The organism is Paenibacillus sp. FSL L8-0333 (assembly GCF_037965665.1).
GTDB classification, from domain to species: Bacteria; Bacillota; Bacilli; order Paenibacillales; family Paenibacillaceae; genus Paenibacillus_AQ; species Paenibacillus_AQ odorifer.
Map to the genome: position 1 here is coordinate 3,634,330 of NZ_CP150186.1, position 19,723 is coordinate 3,654,052.

17 protein-coding genes are annotated in these 19,723 nt (G+C 39.4%); 10 read left to right on the forward strand and 7 right to left on the reverse strand.

The window, feature by feature from the left end; genetic code table 11:
- Nucleotides 1–6: 6 nt before the first annotated feature.
- The 3 genes from NYE72_RS16150 to NYE72_RS16160 all read left to right on the forward strand — a co-directional run bounded on the left by NYE72_RS16150 (nucleotide 7) and on the right by NYE72_RS16160 (nucleotide 4,854).
- Nucleotides 7–864, forward strand: coding sequence for an ABC transporter ATP-binding protein (locus NYE72_RS16150; RefSeq protein ID WP_339210009.1), 858 nt, complete (start codon nucleotides 7–9; stop codon nucleotides 862–864).
- Between the two features lie 768 nt (nucleotides 865–1,632).
- Complete coding sequence (locus NYE72_RS16155) at nucleotides 1,633–3,126, forward strand: SMI1/KNR4 family protein (RefSeq protein WP_339210010.1); 1,494 nt, start codon at nucleotides 1,633–1,635, stop codon at nucleotides 3,124–3,126.
- Between the two features lie 255 nt (nucleotides 3,127–3,381).
- Entirely contained in the window at nucleotides 3,382–4,854 is a 1,473-nt protein-coding gene (locus tag NYE72_RS16160; protein WP_339210011.1) for a serine hydrolase, read from the forward strand.
- A gap of 248 nt (nucleotides 4,855–5,102) precedes the next feature.
- Here the strand turns inward: NYE72_RS16160 and NYE72_RS16165 are convergent, their stop codons facing one another.
- The 3 genes from NYE72_RS16165 to NYE72_RS16175 form a co-directional block, all read right to left on the reverse strand.
- The gene (locus NYE72_RS16165) at nucleotides 5,103–5,453 is read right to left on the reverse strand and encodes a hypothetical protein (RefSeq protein WP_036677002.1); all 351 of its coding nucleotides are present in this window, start codon (nucleotides 5,451–5,453) and stop codon (nucleotides 5,103–5,105) included.
- Nucleotides 5,443–5,682, reverse strand: coding sequence for a helix-turn-helix transcriptional regulator (locus tag NYE72_RS16170; protein ID WP_036677000.1), 240 nt, complete (start codon nucleotides 5,680–5,682; stop codon nucleotides 5,443–5,445). Before NYE72_RS16170 ends, NYE72_RS16165 begins: the two co-directional genes overlap by 11 nt.
- 294 nt (nucleotides 5,683–5,976) lie before the next feature.
- A complete protein-coding gene (locus NYE72_RS16175; RefSeq protein ID WP_076099109.1) occupies nucleotides 5,977–7,155 on the reverse strand; it encodes an MFS transporter in 1,179 nt (392 codons plus the stop codon).
- Nucleotides 7,156–7,297: 142 nt separating this feature from the next.
- Between NYE72_RS16175 and NYE72_RS16180 the strand changes: the two genes are divergently transcribed.
- A complete protein-coding gene (locus NYE72_RS16180) occupies nucleotides 7,298–7,909 on the forward strand; it encodes a TetR/AcrR family transcriptional regulator (protein WP_038571358.1) in 612 nt (203 codons plus the stop codon).
- Nucleotides 7,910–8,460: 551 nt separating this feature from the next.
- Here the strand turns inward: NYE72_RS16180 and NYE72_RS16185 are convergent.
- Entirely contained in the window at nucleotides 8,461–9,384 is a 924-nt protein-coding gene (locus NYE72_RS16185; RefSeq protein ID WP_076099107.1) for a 2-dehydropantoate 2-reductase N-terminal domain-containing protein, read from the reverse strand.
- Between the two features lie 148 nt (nucleotides 9,385–9,532).
- Here NYE72_RS16185 and NYE72_RS16190 point away from each other — a divergent pair, with 148 nt between their 5' ends.
- The 6 genes from NYE72_RS16190 (at nucleotide 9,533) to NYE72_RS16215 (ending at nucleotide 15,190) form a co-directional block, all read left to right on the forward strand.
- On the forward strand, nucleotides 9,533–10,084 hold the full coding sequence (locus NYE72_RS16190; RefSeq protein ID WP_036676995.1) for a TetR/AcrR family transcriptional regulator: 552 nt from the start codon (nucleotides 9,533–9,535) through the stop codon (nucleotides 10,082–10,084).
- A 417-nt stretch (nucleotides 10,085–10,501) separates the two neighbouring features.
- Entirely contained in the window at nucleotides 10,502–11,428 is a 927-nt protein-coding gene (locus NYE72_RS16195; protein ID WP_036676993.1) for a DUF2268 domain-containing protein, read from the forward strand.
- Nucleotides 11,403–12,152 carry a MerR family transcriptional regulator gene (locus NYE72_RS16200; RefSeq protein ID WP_076099106.1) on the forward strand — a complete coding sequence of 250 codons (750 nt, stop codon included), beginning with the start codon at nucleotides 11,403–11,405 and terminating at the stop codon, nucleotides 12,150–12,152. Before NYE72_RS16195 ends, NYE72_RS16200 begins: the two co-directional genes overlap by 26 nt.
- A 386-nt stretch (nucleotides 12,153–12,538) precedes the next feature.
- A complete protein-coding gene (locus tag NYE72_RS16205; protein ID WP_036676988.1) occupies nucleotides 12,539–12,772 on the forward strand; it encodes a hypothetical protein in 234 nt (77 codons plus the stop codon).
- Between the two features lie 271 nt (nucleotides 12,773–13,043).
- Entirely contained in the window at nucleotides 13,044–14,543 is a 1,500-nt protein-coding gene (locus NYE72_RS16210) for a dienelactone hydrolase (protein WP_339210015.1), read from the forward strand.
- 182 nt (nucleotides 14,544–14,725) lie between these two features.
- A complete protein-coding gene (locus tag NYE72_RS16215) occupies nucleotides 14,726–15,190 on the forward strand; it encodes an ATP-binding protein (RefSeq protein WP_143758593.1) in 465 nt (154 codons plus the stop codon).
- A gap of 977 nt (nucleotides 15,191–16,167) precedes the next feature.
- Here NYE72_RS16215 and NYE72_RS16220 read toward each other — a convergent pair.
- The 3 genes from NYE72_RS16220 to NYE72_RS16230 all read right to left on the reverse strand — a co-directional run bounded on the left by NYE72_RS16220 (nucleotide 16,168) and on the right by NYE72_RS16230 (nucleotide 19,674).
- The gene (locus NYE72_RS16220; RefSeq protein WP_081393459.1) at nucleotides 16,168–16,695 is read right to left on the reverse strand and encodes a putative immunity protein; all 528 of its coding nucleotides are present in this window, start codon (nucleotides 16,693–16,695) and stop codon (nucleotides 16,168–16,170) included.
- 15 nt (nucleotides 16,696–16,710) lie between these two features.
- Entirely contained in the window at nucleotides 16,711–18,588 is a 1,878-nt protein-coding gene (gene asnB, locus NYE72_RS16225; protein ID WP_036676962.1) for an asparagine synthase (glutamine-hydrolyzing), read from the reverse strand.
- Between the two features lie 147 nt (nucleotides 18,589–18,735).
- A complete protein-coding gene (locus NYE72_RS16230) occupies nucleotides 18,736–19,674 on the reverse strand; it encodes an alpha/beta hydrolase (RefSeq protein WP_051490944.1) in 939 nt (312 codons plus the stop codon).
- Nucleotides 19,675–19,723: the final 49 nt, after the last annotated feature.

A 19,723-nucleotide genomic window follows, 5' to 3' on the forward strand; every position in this document is an offset into this window, starting at 1 on the left:
GACGTCATGGAAAGTATTACAGCGCAACAAATCGATATTGCCTATAATGACACGCTTATCGTACAAGAACTGGACTTGCAGATTCCGCGTGGACAGATTACCTCGATTATTGGTCCCAATGGATGCGGCAAATCAACCGTACTAAAGGCAGTTGGTCGGCTGCTTAAGACGAATAATGGTACGGTTTATCTGAATGGTGCAGATATCCGCACGCTGTCCACCAAGGAAGTGGCCAAGCAGATGGCGATTCTGCCGCAGACGCCGACCGCACCAAGCGGTTTGACGGTCGGTCAATTAGTCGCCTATGGGCGTTTTCCACATCAACGGGGCTTCGGCAAGCTCTCCAAAGAGGATAAGCAAGTAGTAGCCTGGGCCCTATCGGTTACACAGCTTACAGCGTTTGAGCATCGTGAGGTCGATACGCTATCTGGCGGTCAGCGTCAGCGCGTATGGATTGCGATGGCTCTCGCCCAGCAAACCGATCTGATCCTGCTGGATGAACCCACCACCTATCTGGACCTGGCGCATCAGCTTGAAGTGCTGGAACTGCTCTATGAACTGAATCGCAGTCAACAGGTGACGATTGTGATGGTGCTGCATGACCTGAATCTGGCAGCACGCTTCTCCGACTATATGGTGGCGATTCGTGAGGGCCAGGTGGTGGAGCATGGTTCGCCAGAGCGTGTAATGACGGTACGAACGCTGCGTGAGGTGTTTGCTATTGATGCCGAGATTATGCTGGAACCACGAACAGGGCGACCGGTGTATGTGACGTACGAGCTCTTCCGTGATAGTCGTAGAGAACAAGGAGTAGATCAAGGATTCCCAAAAGCTAAGGAACAGAAAGAGGCGATTGCCACTTGAAAATCGCATAGCGTGTCCTCCTAGGAGCACGGAAATACTGGTGCAGTTAGGCATTGGATTTGCCGGGGTCGTGATAGCCACGATTCAACGCGTATAGCCTTTGCTGTAGCTTCCACAAGCAACTCCATAAAAGGGGGCTATGGCTTTGTTGGGGAGGGGAGAGATAATAATAAATTACAACATATCCTAAATAAAATTCAAAGCCGCAGGTACCTAGCTTGCGGGCTTTTTTTATTATTCGGAGCACTAGATTACGTGATTAATTTGAGAAAACCAGTATATATAACACTAAATGAAGCAAGGAGGACTATTGAAGGTATCAGAGGAATGCGCAACAAGCAGATTGCCCGGAAACTGCAGATGGGGACCGCAACACAGCAGTTGAGAAGATCAGCTGGTTCAGACTCAGGGCGCACAATCACAATAGAATCTAAACGTGGCTGAAAGCTTGGAACAGATGTATCCCGCGGTGAGGACAAATCGGGCTGAACCGTACCATAAATAGGGTAAAAAATTAGTTGTGAATGAAGTTTATATAGAGATAAAATTAACCCCTAAGATGACTCTTAGGTTTTTGTATATGACTTAATACAACAATATTTACAAATTCATGATACGATATTGCTAAATTGGGAAATAGATGCTCCATATGTAAGATAGAATTAATTATTGATAGAACTGTTGAAGATGAATCATAACAAAATGATTGATGATCAACCAAGGATGTTTACTGAAACTATTATGACTCTGTAGAATGGGGGCCACTATATGTCATTAGCTAATAAAAAAGAAGAGTGTTTAATTATTGAGACATTAAAATCGCATATACCAAATGTAGAGGAATTATTGAATCCAGCAGTTGAGGAATCAGAAATAGATCTTTTCGAGAGCATGATGAACTGCAAATTTCCAGAAGATTTCAGAAAGTTATACATGAATTCTAATGGAGAAGGAGAGCAGATTTTTGGTGTTATGGCTGGTCTTGGTTGGATGAACATTGAATCGATAGTAAGCAACTGGAAGTCCCTTTTGGAATCAGCATACGATATTATATCCAGCAAATCAGATGTAATAAAAGATGGGAACTACAGAGAAGGCTGGATTCCTTTTGCTGAAGATGGTGGTGGCTCATTTTTGGCAATAGATTTAGACCCCGGAAATAAAGGCGTTTATGGGCAAATTATTACGATTGATCATAATTCTAATTTTTCCTATGTTATTGCTGAAAGTTTGGGGCATTTCTTTGAATTTATTGATTCGAGCCTCAGAAATAATAGTATTGGTATTCGTGAAGAAGATGATGTAATCATATTATCTCGTGAAAATGGAAGTTTGTTAGATGATATTTTAGCTTTGACTAATTGGAATATCGAAGAGAACAGCCTTATCCCTGTAAGCGGATTTTGGGAAGAGTATTTTAAAGACGATGTTGATAGTGGTTTTGTATCTTCAAAAACATTGAAAAAAAAGAGAATGGTATTTATTAGAGCTGATCAAGCTCAAAAATACGGAGCAATATCTTTGGATATTTTAACCCATATGGTTAATCTTAAAGAACTTATTATACATGCGGATGAAATTACTAATTTTGATGTACTTCAACGGTTGACTTCTTTAGCAGAACTTGTGATAGGATCAGAAGCTTTTAAAGAGTCTGATTTGAAGTACTTGGTTTCTTTAGATGGGTTAAGGAAGCTAACATTAATAGGACTTCCATTAAAAGATATACATAAACTGAAAGATATAAAGAATTTAAAGAGTTTGAGATTATGTAGAATGAACTCAATTGAAATGGAATTAATAGGAACTATAAAAAATTTGAAGGAACTAAGTTTAGAAGAAATGGAGGTTGGCGACCTGCTTTATATTTCAAACCTTAGTAAGTTAATAAAACTAGAGCTCAAACAAGTGACAATACCACATTTATCATTCTTAAAAGCTTTAAAGAATCTTACGGTTTTTGAGACAGATAGCTGTGCAATAGATGAATCACATATAGAGGTTATAGGAGAATTGAAGAAATTAAAGCAGTTCACTTATCCGGTTGGAGATTTAACAATACTCAAAAATTGTATGAGTCTAAAGCAGATTGGAGTAGATGCATCAAGACTTAAAGGTTTGGAGGAAATTTCAGACTGTAATATAGTCGATATAACTATATTTCATGCAACATCGAAAGAGAATGCGAAGTCCGTAGTCGCGGAGTTTAGTAAATACTTTAAACTTCAGTCATATGGATGGCAGGTAACATGGAAAGATTAATGAAACTTGCCTACGCTGAGCTTTATCATAATAGGGTGGAATTTTTATAAAAGAAAGGAGACCTTTCCGGTAAGCAATCAGAGGGGTCTTTTTTGCGAAACAAGAAATAATATACATGGGTCTGTGAAGTTTACAATTGTAATCTAATTATTGAACGTCTAGCATTAAGTAAAATGGAACGATACATTAGGTGGATAAGGCGTACTACGGGTTGTTTATATTATCCTCGCATAATTTTTTCGATATGGAGAGTTTATGAAAAAGACTATTGTTTGTGTGATAACGATACTTATATTAATCTCAGGATTCGCAACACAAAGTTATGCGTCGTTGTCAGATACGCAATCTGCGGCAATACACGCGTTGCTGGATGATGCCCGTCGTATATCAGGTGTGCCGGGAATGTCAATCTCGATACTTGCTGCTGATGAAATGTTCTACTTTTCTTCCGGGTATGCAGACCGTGAAGGTGGATTGTCTGCAAGTGAAAATACACTATATGAGTTAGCCTCGGTCAGTAAAGCTTTTACCGGCATGGGCATTCTGCTGTTGGAGGAGCAAGGGCTGCTGTCAATGACTGACACTGTCCAAAAATATTTACCTTGGTTTACGTTAAAGTATCAAGGGAAACCTGTTGATATGACAAGCCTTACACTCAATAACTTTCTTCACCATACTAGCGGCCTAACAAATGGTAGGCATTCTCAAAATATTCCACAAGGCAATACACCAGATTTGTTGCAAAAGACTGTGGAAATGCTGGTAGATGCTGAGTTGGCGTTCCCTCCCGGTGAACAGTATAGCTATGGAACCGTTAATTATGACGTATTGGGTTTGGTTATTGAGATTGTGTCGGGACAAAGCTATGAAGACTTTATGAGGGAACAGGTATTTCAGCCGTTAGGTCTTCACCAGACGTATGTTTATAAAGAAGAGGCTCAAGCCACCGGACAGTTGGCACAGGGCTACCGTTCTTCCTTTTTTATGACAACTCCATATAACGCGCCGGATTATTCCGGGAATAAACCCGCAGGCTACATCATTTCTTGTACAAAAGATATGGCGCGTTGGATGGGCATACAGATGGGTATTGTGAAGGACATACCCGAAATATTCCATACGGTTATCGAAAAATCACATCAGGGGGATATGTCTGTTCCGGATGTCAACGAAATGTATTATGCGGCGGGCTGGACGGTAAACGCCAACCAAACGATTATAGAGCACCCCGGGGGAAATCCCAATTTTGGAACCGAAGTGATCATACTGCCAAATGAACGAACAGCCGTCTGCTTGCTGACCAACGGCGCCAATATCAACAGAAGCATGGTACTAAAAATCAAAGATATATTAGACGGCAATCTAACGCAGTCATATGAAATAAGCGGCACACAGCTTTTGGACATCATTTTATCGTCTACCACAATTATTTTTTGCCTATTGGCCGTTCTGTTCTTTCTCTTAGGATTACGCAGAAGAAAAATGAATGGGCGGCAGCCAATGACAAAAAAGCGAATAATCGTAACATCTATTTTGCTGATTGCTACGATTGCCCTGTGTATAATGTGCTGTGCATTAGATTGGTCAACGATACTTATTTGGCAAACATATAGTGTTCTTACAGCCTTGATTGCGTCAGCATTATTAACAGCAAGCATTACATGGTTTGTATACACTCACCGATATAATAGTCCCATAAGAGGCGGGGGTGAGCGCGGTTTTTTTTGATTTATGAATACATGTTCTTGTCGCGATCAAAGGACAAGAACATGTAACCATTGCCAAAAATGGACAAGAACATGTATCTATTTCCGCTAGAAGCAGAGGGGGGAAGGTACATAAAAGGATATTTTTGATTTTAGAAATTTATTTTACAACCCGATTGCACCTATTGAACTTCCATATCACTTAGTTAGTATATTTATCAACATTGTCTAATCCCCATCCTTAGCTGGCCCTCGCTCTGCGACCCTTCCTTACGACAAATCCTTTTTATACTGGATGGCCATGTAAATTCCACCAGCTAAAAATGCTAGCGCATATTTGAACAAGAAAAAGATGTTCCACATATACTCTTTAGGAAAAATCATGTCACATAGAATAATTGTCAACAGCATAAAGTAACTGCTTTTCAAAAAGATTTTATTTGTCCGTTCATCGTCTTGCCCAATCTTCTTATAAAATACATAGGTAAAAATCGCACTACCCATGAGCAGTAAAAAACCGACTCCAATGAGAATATTCCAATTTCCCGTAGATTGCTCAGCCCAGGACTTTAAAGGGTGAAAAATTGCGTTATGGATATCAGAAATAGACTTAATTTTCATTTTGATCATTTCCTTTCAAATAAGTAAAAACATCGTTTACATCAACATTAAAAAAATCAGCAATCCGAAAAGCCAATAGCAGAGTCGGAACATAATTCCCTTTTTCCATTACGAAAATGGTTTGTTTGGAAACCCCGACTTTCTCTGCTAATTCTTGCTGAGACATTCTGGCAAGTACACGATATTCATAAACCTTATTGGATATTGAATCACCAAAATCTTTCTTCATGACCATCACCTCTTGAAGCAAATTATAAACTTATTTTTAACAATAGTAAAGTATACTTTTACTAAGTAATATAAAACCTTTATATTTACTTAGATTGCTTTGATTTACAAGACTAGACTACAAAAAGAACCTGACGAAATTCATGATTCCGCCTGGTTCACATATCGATCTGATATAATTTATGGTTTTTGGTGGTGCATTTTATGATTTTCAGTGGCGCAAATCGATGAATGATTGCCACGATCGTGCAAGAACAATTCACAGTCAATAGCAGACGGATGGCAATCGGATTACTTAACGGATCTGGGATGGACGAAATCCATACCTTTTAGCACGCCAGGCAACAAACAGAGCAAGAAGCAAGAGAAGCAGGAGTGCCCAAGGAAAGGAGGTTGTACCCCATTGATTCAGAAGGACTCCTCCCAATATCCCACCGCCGGCGATAGCCAGATTCCAAACCGTTGTATTGATAGGCATCACGATATCCACACCTTGCTTCCCGGCAGCCTGGGCAAGTGCCGTCTGCAACAATGTTGCCGCACCACCGAATGTCAGCCCCCACAGCGCAACAGAAATGAAGATAATAGTACCATGCTCACTCCAAAGTCCTAGTACAAGAGATATCAGAGCAAATCCGGTAAGACTGATGAGAACCAACGGACGCAACCAACGATCAATGAAAATCCCAATCACCCAGATTCCCACCAGTGCCATAATCCCAAAAATAAGTAGAATCTGTCCGAGATAGGGTTCTAGCCCCATATCATCCAGGAAAGGAGAGATATAGGTGTACAAAATATTATGTGCCAGCATCCAGGTAAGAACCACAGCCAAGATAGGAATCACCCCAGGTGTGAGTAAAACTTTGAATACTGAAATGCGTTTATCAGCCGACTGTCCCGGATAATCGGGAACTTTCCAGAGCACCCAGAAAATTAGCAAGAACGCCAACAACGACATCAACCAGAACACCGAGCGCCAGCCCATTAAGGTTCCTATCAGCGTACCGGCAGGAACTCCAAGGGATAAAGCAATGGGTGTTCCAATCATGGCTACAGCCATGCCCCTTCCCTTTAGATGATCAGGCACCATACGTAGAGCATAACTGGCAATCAAACCCCATAAAACACCGGCAGCTACTCCGGCAAAGAAGCGAGCGACAAGTGTTAGTACATAGTTCAATGAGAGAGCTGTAATAGTGTTGAAAATAAGAAATCCGATAATCGATAGAAGCAAAAGCGGACGCCGCCGCCACCCCCCAGTCAGTACTGCCACGGGTATGGCGGCAACCATCGAACCAATGGCGTACAATGTGACAAGTTGTCCAGCCAATGCTTCCGACACCTGTAGCCCTTCTTTGATTTGCGGCAACAACCCCGCGGGAAGGGTTTCAGTCATAATTGCAATAAAACCAGCCACAGCTAAGGCTAACAACCCCAACCATGGGAAACGATTAGAAGATAAATCAGACATCTATGAGCCTCCTTTTAGGCAGATATGAAAAGTTAATCGACTTGTGGATCGATCATTCCTTATGTTATTCAACCTTTCACACCTTGTCAATAACTTTTGGATCGATTAGTATATAATTAAGAAAAACAAGGGGGGATCTCTTATGGCAAGAACTGGACGTCCACGCATTTTTGATCGGGATGAAGCGCTTTTAAAGGCGATGATGCTCTTTTGGGAACAAGGATACGAAGCAACCTCGTTGCTACAACTTCGAGCGGACATGGGGAATATTTCAGCAGCCAGTTTCTATGCGGCCTTTGAGTCAAAAGAAGCCCTGTTTAAAGAAGCTGTTGAACAATATATGGGGACTTTTGGACGAGTCACGGAAAGTCTTGCGGATCACACGCTTACTCCTCGGGAAGCAATTGAAACAACTTTAAGACGTACTGCAAAAATGCAAACGGATAGCGATCATCCGAATGGCTGTTTGATTGTGCTGTCAGCTAGCACATGCTCCTCCAAAAACAATCATATTCGTGAAATTGTTGCTGAAAAAAGAAAGCAGATTCGTAGCCACCTGCAAGATTGCATCCAGCGTGCCATAGATGTTGGTGAAATTCCTTCGTCCATAGATGTCTCGATGATGACTACCGTCTTTGATACCTTCATGCATGGCATATCTACACAAGCAAGGGACGGAGTCCCTTTTGCAACGATTGATCGCGCCATCACGGAGGTAATGGGCATCTGGGAGCTATTTAAACATTCAGCCTGACTTTAAAGCGATAGAAAAACCAAAATAGAGCACTCGGCCATAACGTGAGTCAAATCAAAACACCTTTAAGAAAGTTCTTCCCAGTCGTAAGATAGGGGGATCATTTGAGAGGTGTTTTTGTGTTGGTAACCAAAGTGGGCTACTCCGTAGAAGTGAAGATGAAAGGCACAGAAATGAGATTGGCGGGCGTTTCGGGGAGAGATTATCATGGGGCGTTTTGGACTTAATGGATTGCAAGTTAGGAAAAGTGGGAGGGGAACGTTTATGAGTTTTGATTATTTCTGGGGATTCTTTAGTGCGATATGTGGATATGTATGGTGTTCTGTGAAAAAAAGTCTTAGACTGGGTCCAGTAAATAAAGCAGCGACAGAAAAAGACTTGATAAATAAAGTCTTAGACTGCCGCTGTTGTTGTTCAATTATCGTTTCCCGTTAGTTTAGTCAAGGATGTTACGAAAAAACTATATATTTCGATTTTCATATTTAGATTAACCCCAATTGAAGGATTTAATGAAAATAAATTAAAAATCACCATACTATTTTAACAAAAAATTACTGAACATGTATTTCCGATTTGATATCATTTTGACTTAAAAATTTCATTAAATCATTACTCAACTGCACAATCTCATTGTTAGCATTATTCGCATAATCCGGCAACATCATATCCCTAACCATTTTAGTTCTTAGCCATGTCATAAAGAAAAGATCCAAAAATAAGTTTGGAAATTTCAGCACCATTTTAAGCATTGATGGATCAATTGAAACGCCAGCTTTTTGTATTGCCCTTAGATAGGTTTTTAAAGTGACTGTTATTTTGCGTGCCGTCTTTCTGGTTCTGGCTGTTTTTTTGTCAATTATCTTATTCTCAGAATGCAAAAAACTCAACATGGCAATATCTGATACGGAATGTGTGATTAAATACGCTTGCATATCCTTTTTAATAACGTAGGGAAGCTTTGCTGTCTTAAATAATTTTGCGAGGTTTTCTATGCGTTCTGTCACTACACTATTAATTTCTCCAAATGCAGTTGCCGCTATGAACTTTGGTAGAAATCGAGCATGCAATACTCCATCTTTAATCTGTCCGCCGAAGCCAGGAAAAGCTGGTAAAAGTCTATCTCCTATGATATCCAGCCACGAAGAAAATCCAATTGAATTACTAATCATCGTAACTATATTTTTGCTTTGATTATCTTTTAGCGCTAACAATGCTGATTCGGACCGATCATAACGAACGGTAACGAAAATAAAATCGTATACATCGTCATTTTCGAGCGTATCAATGACATTCACTTGTATCGATCTAATTGTACCTTTTTCTATATACTGCAGGCCATTTTCTCTTAATGATTTATATCTATTCGAATGTGCAAACAGGCTAACGTCAAACCCTGCTTCAAAAAGCTTAATTGCGTACATGCTCCCGATGACACCTGCACCAAAAATTAAAATTCTATCTTGTTTTGCTGACAATTAAACCACCCCTACTTATTAGCATTTTCTTTTAATTATCCGACAACATGTTGTATGATGTGATTATATATCTTCATTATTCCTTGATCAACCATCAGTTTTTTATGATTTGTCGGATGATATTCTTATTCACTAGCAGGAGGGTAACATGAAAAAGCAACCCCAAATAACGGAGAAAACAAGACAAAAGTTTGTAGAAGTTTTTTGTGAGTTATATAGCCAAAAGCCGATTGAAAAAATTTCGATTCAGGAAATTTCGAATAAGTCAGGATATAACCGCAGCACCTTTTATCAATACTTTACTGACATTTACGAATTGTTAGACTCTGTTGAAAATGACTTATTGAATGACATAAAAAAAGAATTGGCGAATAAAGAGCTATCGAAGGATACGGTTCAAGATACGCTCAATTGTCTGGATAAAAAAGAACATCTCCTGGTTCTTAATGCCCTTTTGGGTGATTATGGAAGTGCCCGTTTTTTAAAACGCTTAAAGAAAGAAATCACTTTGGATCAATTAGAATTAAACGTTCCGCAAAACCAATCCTTAACGCCATACTTCATTGAGTTTTACCTGACAACTGCTCTTTCTTTGTTTCGTCTTTGGCTCCAGCGTCAAAAGGATTTGTCGTCAGAAGAATTTTTCAAGTTAGTGGAGAACCTATATTCAAAAGGGATTACGCCCTATTTTAACGAATGAGTCTGTCATTCAAACCAAATCCATATGTTCTATAACAATAAATAAGCGCGCATAAGCTTGTTTACACAATATACTCCATAAAAACTGACCTAACTTACTCTTAAGGTGGACGATGTTATAGAGCACGAGATAGGGCGTTATTGCTTATATATTTACTGAGCGACGTTCCATACGATCAGTTTCTATTATATTGAAATATCAACGAAATTGTTTGTAACCTTTTGCAAAAAAATTCGTATCTAACAATTTATTCAACAGTGTAATCATAATTATTAAGGCAAAGGAGAACCATCTGGGAAGAAACTTATATAACTGGCGATAAAAATACCTAATTTTCAGTATTTGATCCAAATCCCTTGACTATGACGTTAGGTCATAGTGCATAATTCTCACTATAGACGACTAGGAGTGAGAGATATGAACATAAAAACATTGCGTTCAGACCACATTTATCAAAAAGTTGCCCAAGCTTCGCCCGAGGAAAAACTTGAATTATTCAGAAATGAAATGATGGCTCCCTTTATGAAACAATGGCAAATTCAACAGATCCCTTTTAGAGCTGAAGAGGGGAATGGTTTTGACGTTGTTACGTTTAATAGTATAATGCATCGATCCCCTGATCAGATTACCCAGCAGATTTCATCTGAGGTAGAGTTGATTTCATCAGATTCTTTTTGGTTAGAGTGTGAGCACGCGGTAAGGAAAAGCCTCCGTCTATTTATAGAGCATGAAATAAGTCTCCCCGTATCCGAATATTTGTTTACCATTCAACTAGGGAATCCTGAAAGCAGTGCCTTAACAATAAACGAAGGATATAGTGGCTTTGGGGGCATTCCCGGGTTTATCTGGGGTACACTCTTGCCAAATGAGTACACGATTTCTCGAATGAAGGCTGCGCTGGCGCACGAATGCAACCATAATGTGCGATATCAATTTATTCAGTGGGATCACACCGTTAATTTGGGCGAGCTCATTGTAAGTGAAGGATTAGCTGAAAACTATGCTATGTTCATGTTTGGCGAAGAATTGCTCGGCCCTTGGGTAACGAAAACAAACGCAGACACACTTAACAGGCGCATAAAGCCTGTCCTTAGAGAGCAATTGCAATTAACAGGGTTTGATAAATTTGCTCCGTATCTTTACGGTGACGAGATCGCCAAACTTCAAAACTTTGAACCGGTCAATATGCCTTATAGTGCTGGCTACGCTTGCGGATATTATTTAATCCAATATTATTTAAGAAAAACAGGAAGAACAATCTTTGAGGCCACAATAACACCTGCTGCTCAAATACTAGACGAAGTAAAAGGATTTTGGGATGAAGAAACCATTATTAGCTGTTAAAGATATTGTTCAGATTACAGGCATTACTAGCCGGACCTTGCATTATTACGATAGGATTGATTTATTTAAACCGACACATCTGACGGAAAAAGGGTATCGCTTATATGATCGAAGCAGTTTGGAAAAACTTCAAACTATTTTGTTCTTAAAGGAATTGGATTTTCCCTTGAAAGAAATTGCGGACATTTTAAAGCTGACCAGGCAAGAACAGAATCAAATATTAAAGAAGCAGAGACAAACCTTATTTTCGAGAAAACAAAGACTAGAAACCATCATGGTTGCTCTCGAAGAATACGTTTCGGGGAATGATATTAGTAATTTGCAAATTTTCAACAATTCTTCCGTTTTGCCATTAAAAGAACAATATGCAAATGAGGCGAGATTCATCTATGGTGAAACAGAAGCGTATAATGTGTTTAATGAAACGTTGGATAAACTATCACAAGATGAAAAAGATGAACGTTTTCAATCGATGGAGGAAGTATTCAAGCAAATTGCGTCTTGTGTCGATCAGCATCCTTCCTCCGATGAAGTTCAACGATTAATCGAGGAGTGGAAAAAAAATCTAATGCAATTCATGCCATGTGATAAAGAGCTACTGGCTTGCATTGCCGATACTTATAAATTCGATGTACGATTCAATAACTACTTTAATCAATATAGCAATGAGGATTTTGCAGATTTTCTACACAGTGCTATTATGCATCATATATCTCAATCGTGAACAGGAAAATTCGTTTGAAACTTCGGTTGATAAGCGGAGTGTGAAGATAGAAGAGAGGAACAATATAGAAAAGACAGCCAAGATAAATAATTTGAAAGCCACAGATAATGCAGTTTTTATAATAAAAAATGAGGAACAGATAGAGAACGCCATACCATATAAATCGAAAACATTTTGGTATGAGTCTTGGTTGAAGATAAAAGAGTTCTTCGGAGTCTAACACGGTTGAACTAACGGGAAACGAAGGCCCGCGATGGAACTCGCCCAACAATTGGGCAGACGCATGGGGAACTTCATCGTTATAGGACTCATTATGAAGTATATTCATGCTGGCAATGGACAACGCTTAAGGTTAAGTATTATCTTATACGGGAGGTCATCGCTTCTTGAAATTTGAACTAGGACGTTGCTTACTGAATGAACGATTGATGGAATCCGGAAAGTCAGCGGAATGGCTGGCAAAAGACTTGTTTTTTAAACCGGAACGAGTTTACGACTTTATTGAAAACAAAAGAGTGATGCCACTCAAAATTGCCATATCGATCGCCGATTCCATCGGTTGTGATGTTCGTGCCTTGTATGAATTAATTCCGAACGATAATGAAGTAAAGGGAGATTAAGGGAATAAGTGGTAGGTTGCATTAAAACTACAAATGTGATCCATTAAGCTAGTTAATGATAAACGATAGCTCAATCAAAATGAAAAGGCAGCCGGTCAAATGATCGGCTGCCTTTTCATTAGCTAATAAGCAGTTTACAGTAACGAAACTGATACATTTTGGATTGAGAAACCGTCTTTATACTGAAGCAGCAAAAGGAGGGGAGGTTAGGCTAGCTAGGCAGGAATGATTGGAACAAATGAAAATGAAATTTTTTTAAAGGAGACTTGAGATGAGATTGTTTGAATTATTGCTATATTTGTCAAACATCAGTTTGTTTGTATTAACAGTTGTATTAAAAAAAGGTCAGCGTATAATTCTAGTATTCGTTGCAAGCGGGATCGCCGCAGTTTTACTGGTCATTCATTGGACGGTGGAAGGATACCGAGTGCAGCTGTTTTTATCATATTGCATAACGGTCTTTTTTTTAGCCATTTCAAGTTATAGTTATTTAAAAAAAATCAGTTTCCAAAAAATCCCTCGATTCCTGTTGGGTTCAGCTTATACCGCTATAGCGATCATGCTGGTCGGAACAGCGGTCCTCATGTATGCTTTTCCTGTATTTAAACTCCCTGAACTGACAGGCAAATTTAAGGTAGGAACTCAAACGTTTCATTTTGTGGATACCAATAGGGAAGAGATTTTTGATAAAGCAAGAGAGGGTAAAAGAGAATTGATGGTTCAGGTATGGTATCCGACTCAAGCTGGTAGTGGCAAGCGAACTGCTTTTATTCCCGATACGCGGATTTTAAGTTATATGGCCGCGAACTATGGTCTTCCCGGGTTTACTTTTCAACACCTGAAGTACGTATCCAGTCATGCATATTCGGAGGCGGAAATCTCTACGGCACAGACTTCATACCCACTGATCCTTGGGAATCCCGGCAACGGCTCTTCTAGGTTCCTCCACACGTCGCAAGCCGAATATCTCGCGAGTCACGGATATATCGTGGCAATGATAGACCACACCTACAACACATCTGCAACCGAGTTTCCGGACGGTCGAATCACGACCAGCACAACCAACGACTTATTCTCGCCTGACCATGATTATCGGACGGAAAGCGGAAATCGCGACAAGTTAGGGAAAGTTTTAACCGACGATGTGGTGTTTGTGCTGGACCAATTCGAACTTATCCAATCGGGGCAGATTCCAAGTCATCTAAAAGGCTGGATTGATCTCGACCATGTCGGGGTGTTCGGTCATTCTATCGGTGGAGCAACGGCTTATGACGCTTCTTACGATCCGCGAATCGCGGTTGGCATAGACCTGGATGGAGGGCTTTATCGTCTGCGTGAAAGAGAGGGACTGCAAAAGCCGTTTTTATTCCTCAACTCGGAAAGCTATTTTGAAAAATTAAAAATGGTGATGGATAACCGGGTCTACACGGATGCAGAAATTAACCGTATGGGCTCAACCAGAGAGTGGGAGGATCAAGTAACGGAAGATAAAAAGTTAGAGCTAGAACGAATGCGCAAAGCGGTCGACGAAGGGGGACAAGTCCTCTATATCGAAAATACGGAGCATTTGAATTTTACCGACGTACAGTTCATTTCTCCGATTTTCAAAATGCTGGGCATTACAGGAAAGATTAAGCCCGATAGAGCGGACTCCGTTACCAATACCTATATGCTGAATTTCTTCGATATGTATCTGAAAAATCAAGACGGAATCTTAATGAAAGGACCGGATAGCCGTTTTCCGGAGGTGAAGTTCGTAACCTCGCTATAAATTACGGAGCAGGTTAATATGATTGCAGTTATTTTAGACTGAAGCAACATCATTACGCTTACGGGGAATGATCGATCAATCCATACACGATAGCAGCCGTCTAGATGATCGGCTGTCTTTTTATTAAGCTAACGGCCACCCGTTAACTTTACCCTTTTAAGTACCGTAGCCGAAGTAGAATATTGTTACGCCATCCCGATCATACGATCGAGGAAGAAAGTGCTCCAATTTCAGCCATTCTGAAAGAAACCAAAAGAATGAGCAACATGGTAGACGGCCTACTTCTTCTGGCAAGAGGCGATTCACATGAGGAAGTTATCTCATGCACACCTGTTCGTATTGACGGGATCATTAAAGAGATCGCCAAAAAAATGGAGCCAATAATGGATTACAGGCAGTTGCGGGTACAGCTTCATGTCGAAGGCTCGGAATTGCTCATGAATGGAGATGAGAATCGTCTCATACAGTTGTTCATGATTTTGTTGGACAATGCCATTAAATTTACGCAGGCGGATGGGCAAATCGATCTTGAGTGTCTTAGGCAGGGGAAATCAGTTCTTGTAACCGTCAAGGATAACGGAGTGGGTATTTCGGAACATGAATTACCACTCGTATTTAATCGCTTTTATAAGGGGAGATTCCTCTAGAAGTAGAGGGGATCATGGAGCAGGTCTAGGGCTATCGATCGCACGTTGGATCGTCGATCAACATCAAGGTACTGTCCACATTAGCAGCGGGGTAGGGTGTGGTACGACAGTTATGATTCGTTTTCCGGTGATTAGTTAAATAATAATAGTACTCTTCAAAAGAGACTTGCAATTGTTGTCGGGACTTTTGGGGATATCTATAGAACGCAGCAAAGTTCTTTATTATCTAATCTTTTCAAAAAAGAAGAAATTAGTACATACTGTGCAATAAGCGAAGAAGATTATATGGCTTCGCTACCGGTTATTAGCGCATATAAACAAAGGGTGATTATCGCTCAATGTTTAACTTGGATGTGATGCCTTGTAGGAATTTCAAAAAAACCGTTGAATCAGCTCAGCTCAACGGTTTTTTTGAATGCATTTGTGTGTCGTCCTATAAGTGGTTGATGAAACTCTGAGCAATTGATATGGCCAGTCGAAATCGCAAGGCTCTAATTAATGATGTGGTTATTGCTCGGAACTCGAAAGAGGAAGTGATAAATAGATCAAATAATATAAACCCCTAGATTGTGACACAATCCATATAGATCTATGTATAGTCTAAGTAGAATGCATCTTAGTGACATATGTACAAAATACGGGTTTTGTGAGGAAGTAGTATATAAATTAAAGGAACCAACCAATTTGATCCAAATTATTGTCAATTTACTGTCTATTAATGATTATCTAATCAATGTTCAAACCTGTTCAAAATAGCTGCCCTTTCATAAGCAATTGATTCTTATTTAGTAATCGCTTTATCTTAAACGAGTATTAAGCTTTAAAGCTCATCAGAGTGTCGCATAAAACTTTAAGTGCTGATAATGTTTTTATTGTTGCATTAGATTACATAACTCTCGATTATAAAAAGTTAATTATTACCAGTATTTAATTTTTTAGAATCATCCTCATACATGTTCATCTTTAAAGCTTTAATTTCAAAGCAACTCTTCAGCTATCCTTAATTGTCTTTCCCGTTCTTTAGTAGCTGCCTCTGCAACTGAAGAATGTTCTGATATGTAATTCACTAGTTTAACTGCATAGTCACTGCAAACCATAGCATGTCCTCTCATATGTCCAGTTGCAATGGCTTGTGCAAAAGAACGGGCAGCATACTTACTAACCTCGGTTGTGGACTCTTTGGCCAATTCATTGACTATGAATCCAACTTTTCTTAAATCAAAGGCTCTAATCTCACCAGTTATACGCTTTTCTAGCGTTTCTATACCTAAATCAATCCGCGGGTCATTTACAAGCTGCTGGTCCAGATGATCCAGGTGCTCAACTGCTACTTTCAAAGCCCATTTGGCCAGAAACTTCTGCGGCAGCTCTTCAAGCGTTTCTTCAAGCCAATTTCTTAATTCATGGTTATCTACAATCTTTATCTTTGGACTACTATAAGTAAACATGTTAGTTTCTCTTAATTGCTGTTCATGTTTATTCCATGCATATTCCTCAATATTCAACGAATCACTCCCCCATTACAAAACAGCACTATTTAATTGCTTCAGATCTTCTTTTATAAAAAGAGTGTACCATACTGAAAAAATGTAAATTAGCCATATTCTACGCGAATAGTCGCCTTTATTACTCCGATGCTGGGTAAACATCTCTTCGATGATATTCATATTGAATATTTCTTCAATGCCACTATATCGTATTTGTTCGAACATTATATCTGAAATTGGAGTTTTGAGCCAATCACGAATGGGTACGGGAAATCCTAGTTTCGGGCGATTCACAATAGCTTCCGGAACGATTCCTTCCATAGCTTTACGCAAAGCAAGTTTTGTTGTTTTTTGCCCAATCCGATTGGACACAGGTATTTTACTAGCCGTTTCGAAAACCTCTTTATCTAAAAATGGGACTCTTAATTCTAATGAATGAGCCATGGATAGCTTATCTGCTTTTGATAAAATATCTCCAGGTAACCAAAAATTCATATCAATAAACTGCATTCTTGTCGTAGGGTCTAGGTGAGCTGTCTTATCATAAAAAGGCTTAACGATATCCGCGGGATGTAAAAAGCTATGCTGAGCGTGTACCGATTCGTGGAGCAAATTCATCTTACCGGTTTTGTTGAAGATGTTCGCATTACCGAAAAAACGTTCTTCTAAAGGTGTCAGACCCCGAAGCAAATAATTTTTTCCATAAAAATGATAGGGATATACGGATAATGATTTTCGTAACGAATCCTTTATAAAGTTAGGCATCCAGGTTATCGGTCTTAAAGCATTTGGCTCTCTATAGATTCTGTATCCTCCGAATAATTCGTCAGCACCTTCCCCTGATAAGACAACCGTAACATGTTCTTTGGCAAGCTGGTTTAGATGATAGAGTGCAATGGCAGAAGGATCCGCTACAGGTTCATCTAGATGCCAGACCGTTTTCGGGATACTTTCAAAAAAGTCTTTTTGCGATAAGATGTGAAAATAATGATCTGTCCCCAGTTTGGCTGCTGTTTGATTTGCAATGATTGTTTCATTGTTCAACCCTTCAAATCCAATTGAAAAGGTTTTGGTGGATTCTTCTGTTCTCATCATTGCAGCTATAGCTGTAGAGTCAATTCCACTGGACAAAAAACATCCTCTATTCACATCACTTTGTAAATGAAGGTTTACAGACTCTTTCAATTTCCACTGAATTTCTTCTGCGTAGTCTGCTAAAGATCGTACTACCGGTTGAAAATGGGGTTCCCAATATTTCTCGATCTTCATTTCACCTTCCGAGTTAACAAATACTCGCTCTGCAGGTCCTAATTTATGAATGTGTTCAAACATCGTATCAGGATGCGGGACATACTGAAAAGTTAAGTAGCTGAATAAACTTTGATACTGAAGCTTTCTGGGTACCCCTTGCACTGCAAGTATGCTTTTAATTTCCGAAGCAAATAAAAGATTATTTTCGTCTTTGTAATAATAAAAAGGCTTGATCCCGAAATGATCTCTAGCAGCAAAAAGAGATTGTTCCTTAAGATCCCAAATCGCAAAACTAAACATTCCACGTAAATGATGGACACAGTCCTTGCCGTATTCCTCAAATAAATGCACAATGACCTCTGTATCTGATTGCGTCTGAAATTGATGTCCCTTTAGCTTAAGTTGATCTCGTAGTGTTTTATAATTATAGATTTCACCATTAAAAATAATCCAAAGAGTACGATCTTCATTCGTCATCGGTTGATTGCCATCACGTAAATCAATTACAGACAATCTGCGAAAACCAAGTCCAATGCGAGAATCGAGCCATACTCCCTCATGATTGGGACCTCGGTGATTCATAACCCCTGTCATTTGTTTTAAGGTTTCTTCATGTGGTGGCTGTCCATTATATTTTAATATTCCTGCTATTCCACACATACTCTGGCAGTCCTTCCTATTATAAAGATTAGGATATAGAGTGCCCATAATTGCTTTGATAAATTTATCATTTTTTTCTAAAGGATTCACTTATTTGAAAATATAAAAAAAGAAAAGCCTGTATTAGCAGGCTTTTCTCATTCATTTTTACTTTATCTCTCCCCGAAAGCTTCTAAAGTTCTCGACAATGTCTTTAGATCGGGTATGGTGCAAATAATGCTCCCCATCAAGCAACATCAATTTCCCGTGTAAGGAGTCTTTAATCTGTTCTTTATGCAGGGATTCCCAGCCTGGAACATCCGTATTGTCTTTCACTAAGAAGAAAATAACAGGAAGTTCTTTAGGGAAATTTAATGTTTCCGTGGCTTTGAAATTGCTTTTAAAATGCTCTGCTTCGCTGATGATATTAGGATTCATCATGTTTTTAAGTGAAATCATTCTATTTTGTTCTTTAGTTTCCTCATCATCACTTGGTGTAACGATTTGGGCCGGGTTGAGTTTTACCAGCAATCGCATAAATCCTGATTTTTTAAGCAGCTTATAGGTTCCTGATGGAAATTCTTCATCGTTACCCCCTTGTGTGGGTACGCTGCTGTCGATGCCTACGAATGCACTAACTTCGTTTTCGTATTTGTTCACATAGTCCAGTCCGTAAATTCCTGCTATAGAGTGTCCCATCAGAATATAACGATCTATCTTTAATTCTTGTAAAGCTTCATGAAGCTCACTCACTATATTGTCGACTGTTCGTTCTTTTGTGGTGACATCACTTAGTCCATAACCAAACGGCTCAACTACTACAACTTTATAGAAAGGAGTCAGTTCATCTACAAGTGGTTTGAAATCAATTACGGGTGATGCGGTTCCAAACCCTGGGAGTAACACGACCGTTTCCTTGCCTTGCCCTTGTATGGTTACATTCATCTTTTTCCCGTCGACAGGTACAAGCTGACCATAGGGTTCTATTTTTCCTTTCTCCACTTTATTGCTGATCACATTGACTGTAAAAACGATGACCAGAAAAAGTGCTATGAGTATGACTATAGCGACTATTACTTTAAGTAAAATTAATAATGTTTTCTTCATACTTTCATTTCCTTCCTTGATGTTTCTTTTAGTTTCTCCAACTTCTGCA

Excerpts from the sequence above, each read along its gene's own strand:
- NYE72_RS16160 (WP_339210011.1), top strand. The coding sequence starts at position 3,382 with ATGAAAAAGACTATTGTTTGTGTGATAACGATACTTATATTAATCTCA.
- NYE72_RS16200 (WP_076099106.1), top strand. The coding sequence starts at position 11,403 with ATGAAGAAACCATTATTAGCTGTTAAAGATATTGTTCAGATTACAGGC.
- NYE72_RS16155 (WP_339210010.1), top strand. The coding sequence starts at position 1,633 with ATGTCATTAGCTAATAAAAAAGAAGAGTGTTTAATTATTGAGACATTA.
- NYE72_RS16170 (WP_036677000.1), bottom strand. The coding sequence starts at position 5,682 with ATGAAGAAAGATTTTGGTGATTCAATATCCAATAAGGTTTATGAATAT.
- NYE72_RS16230 (WP_051490944.1), bottom strand. The coding sequence starts at position 19,674 with ATGAAGAAAACATTATTAATTTTACTTAAAGTAATAGTCGCTATAGTC.
- NYE72_RS16180 (WP_038571358.1), top strand. The coding sequence starts at position 7,298 with ATGGCAAGAACTGGACGTCCACGCATTTTTGATCGGGATGAAGCGCTT.
- NYE72_RS16195 (WP_036676993.1), top strand. The coding sequence starts at position 10,502 with ATGAACATAAAAACATTGCGTTCAGACCACATTTATCAAAAAGTTGCC.
- asnB (WP_036676962.1), bottom strand. The coding sequence starts at position 18,588 with ATGTGTGGAATAGCAGGAATATTAAAATATAATGGACAGCCACCACAT.
- NYE72_RS16190 (WP_036676995.1), top strand. The coding sequence starts at position 9,533 with ATGAAAAAGCAACCCCAAATAACGGAGAAAACAAGACAAAAGTTTGTA.
- NYE72_RS16175 (WP_076099109.1), bottom strand. The coding sequence starts at position 7,155 with ATGTCTGATTTATCTTCTAATCGTTTCCCATGGTTGGGGTTGTTAGCC.
- NYE72_RS16165 (WP_036677002.1), bottom strand. The coding sequence starts at position 5,453 with ATGAAAATTAAGTCTATTTCTGATATCCATAACGCAATTTTTCACCCT.
- NYE72_RS16210 (WP_339210015.1), top strand. The coding sequence starts at position 13,044 with ATGAGATTGTTTGAATTATTGCTATATTTGTCAAACATCAGTTTGTTT.
- NYE72_RS16150 (WP_339210009.1), top strand. The coding sequence starts at position 7 with ATGGAAAGTATTACAGCGCAACAAATCGATATTGCCTATAATGACACG.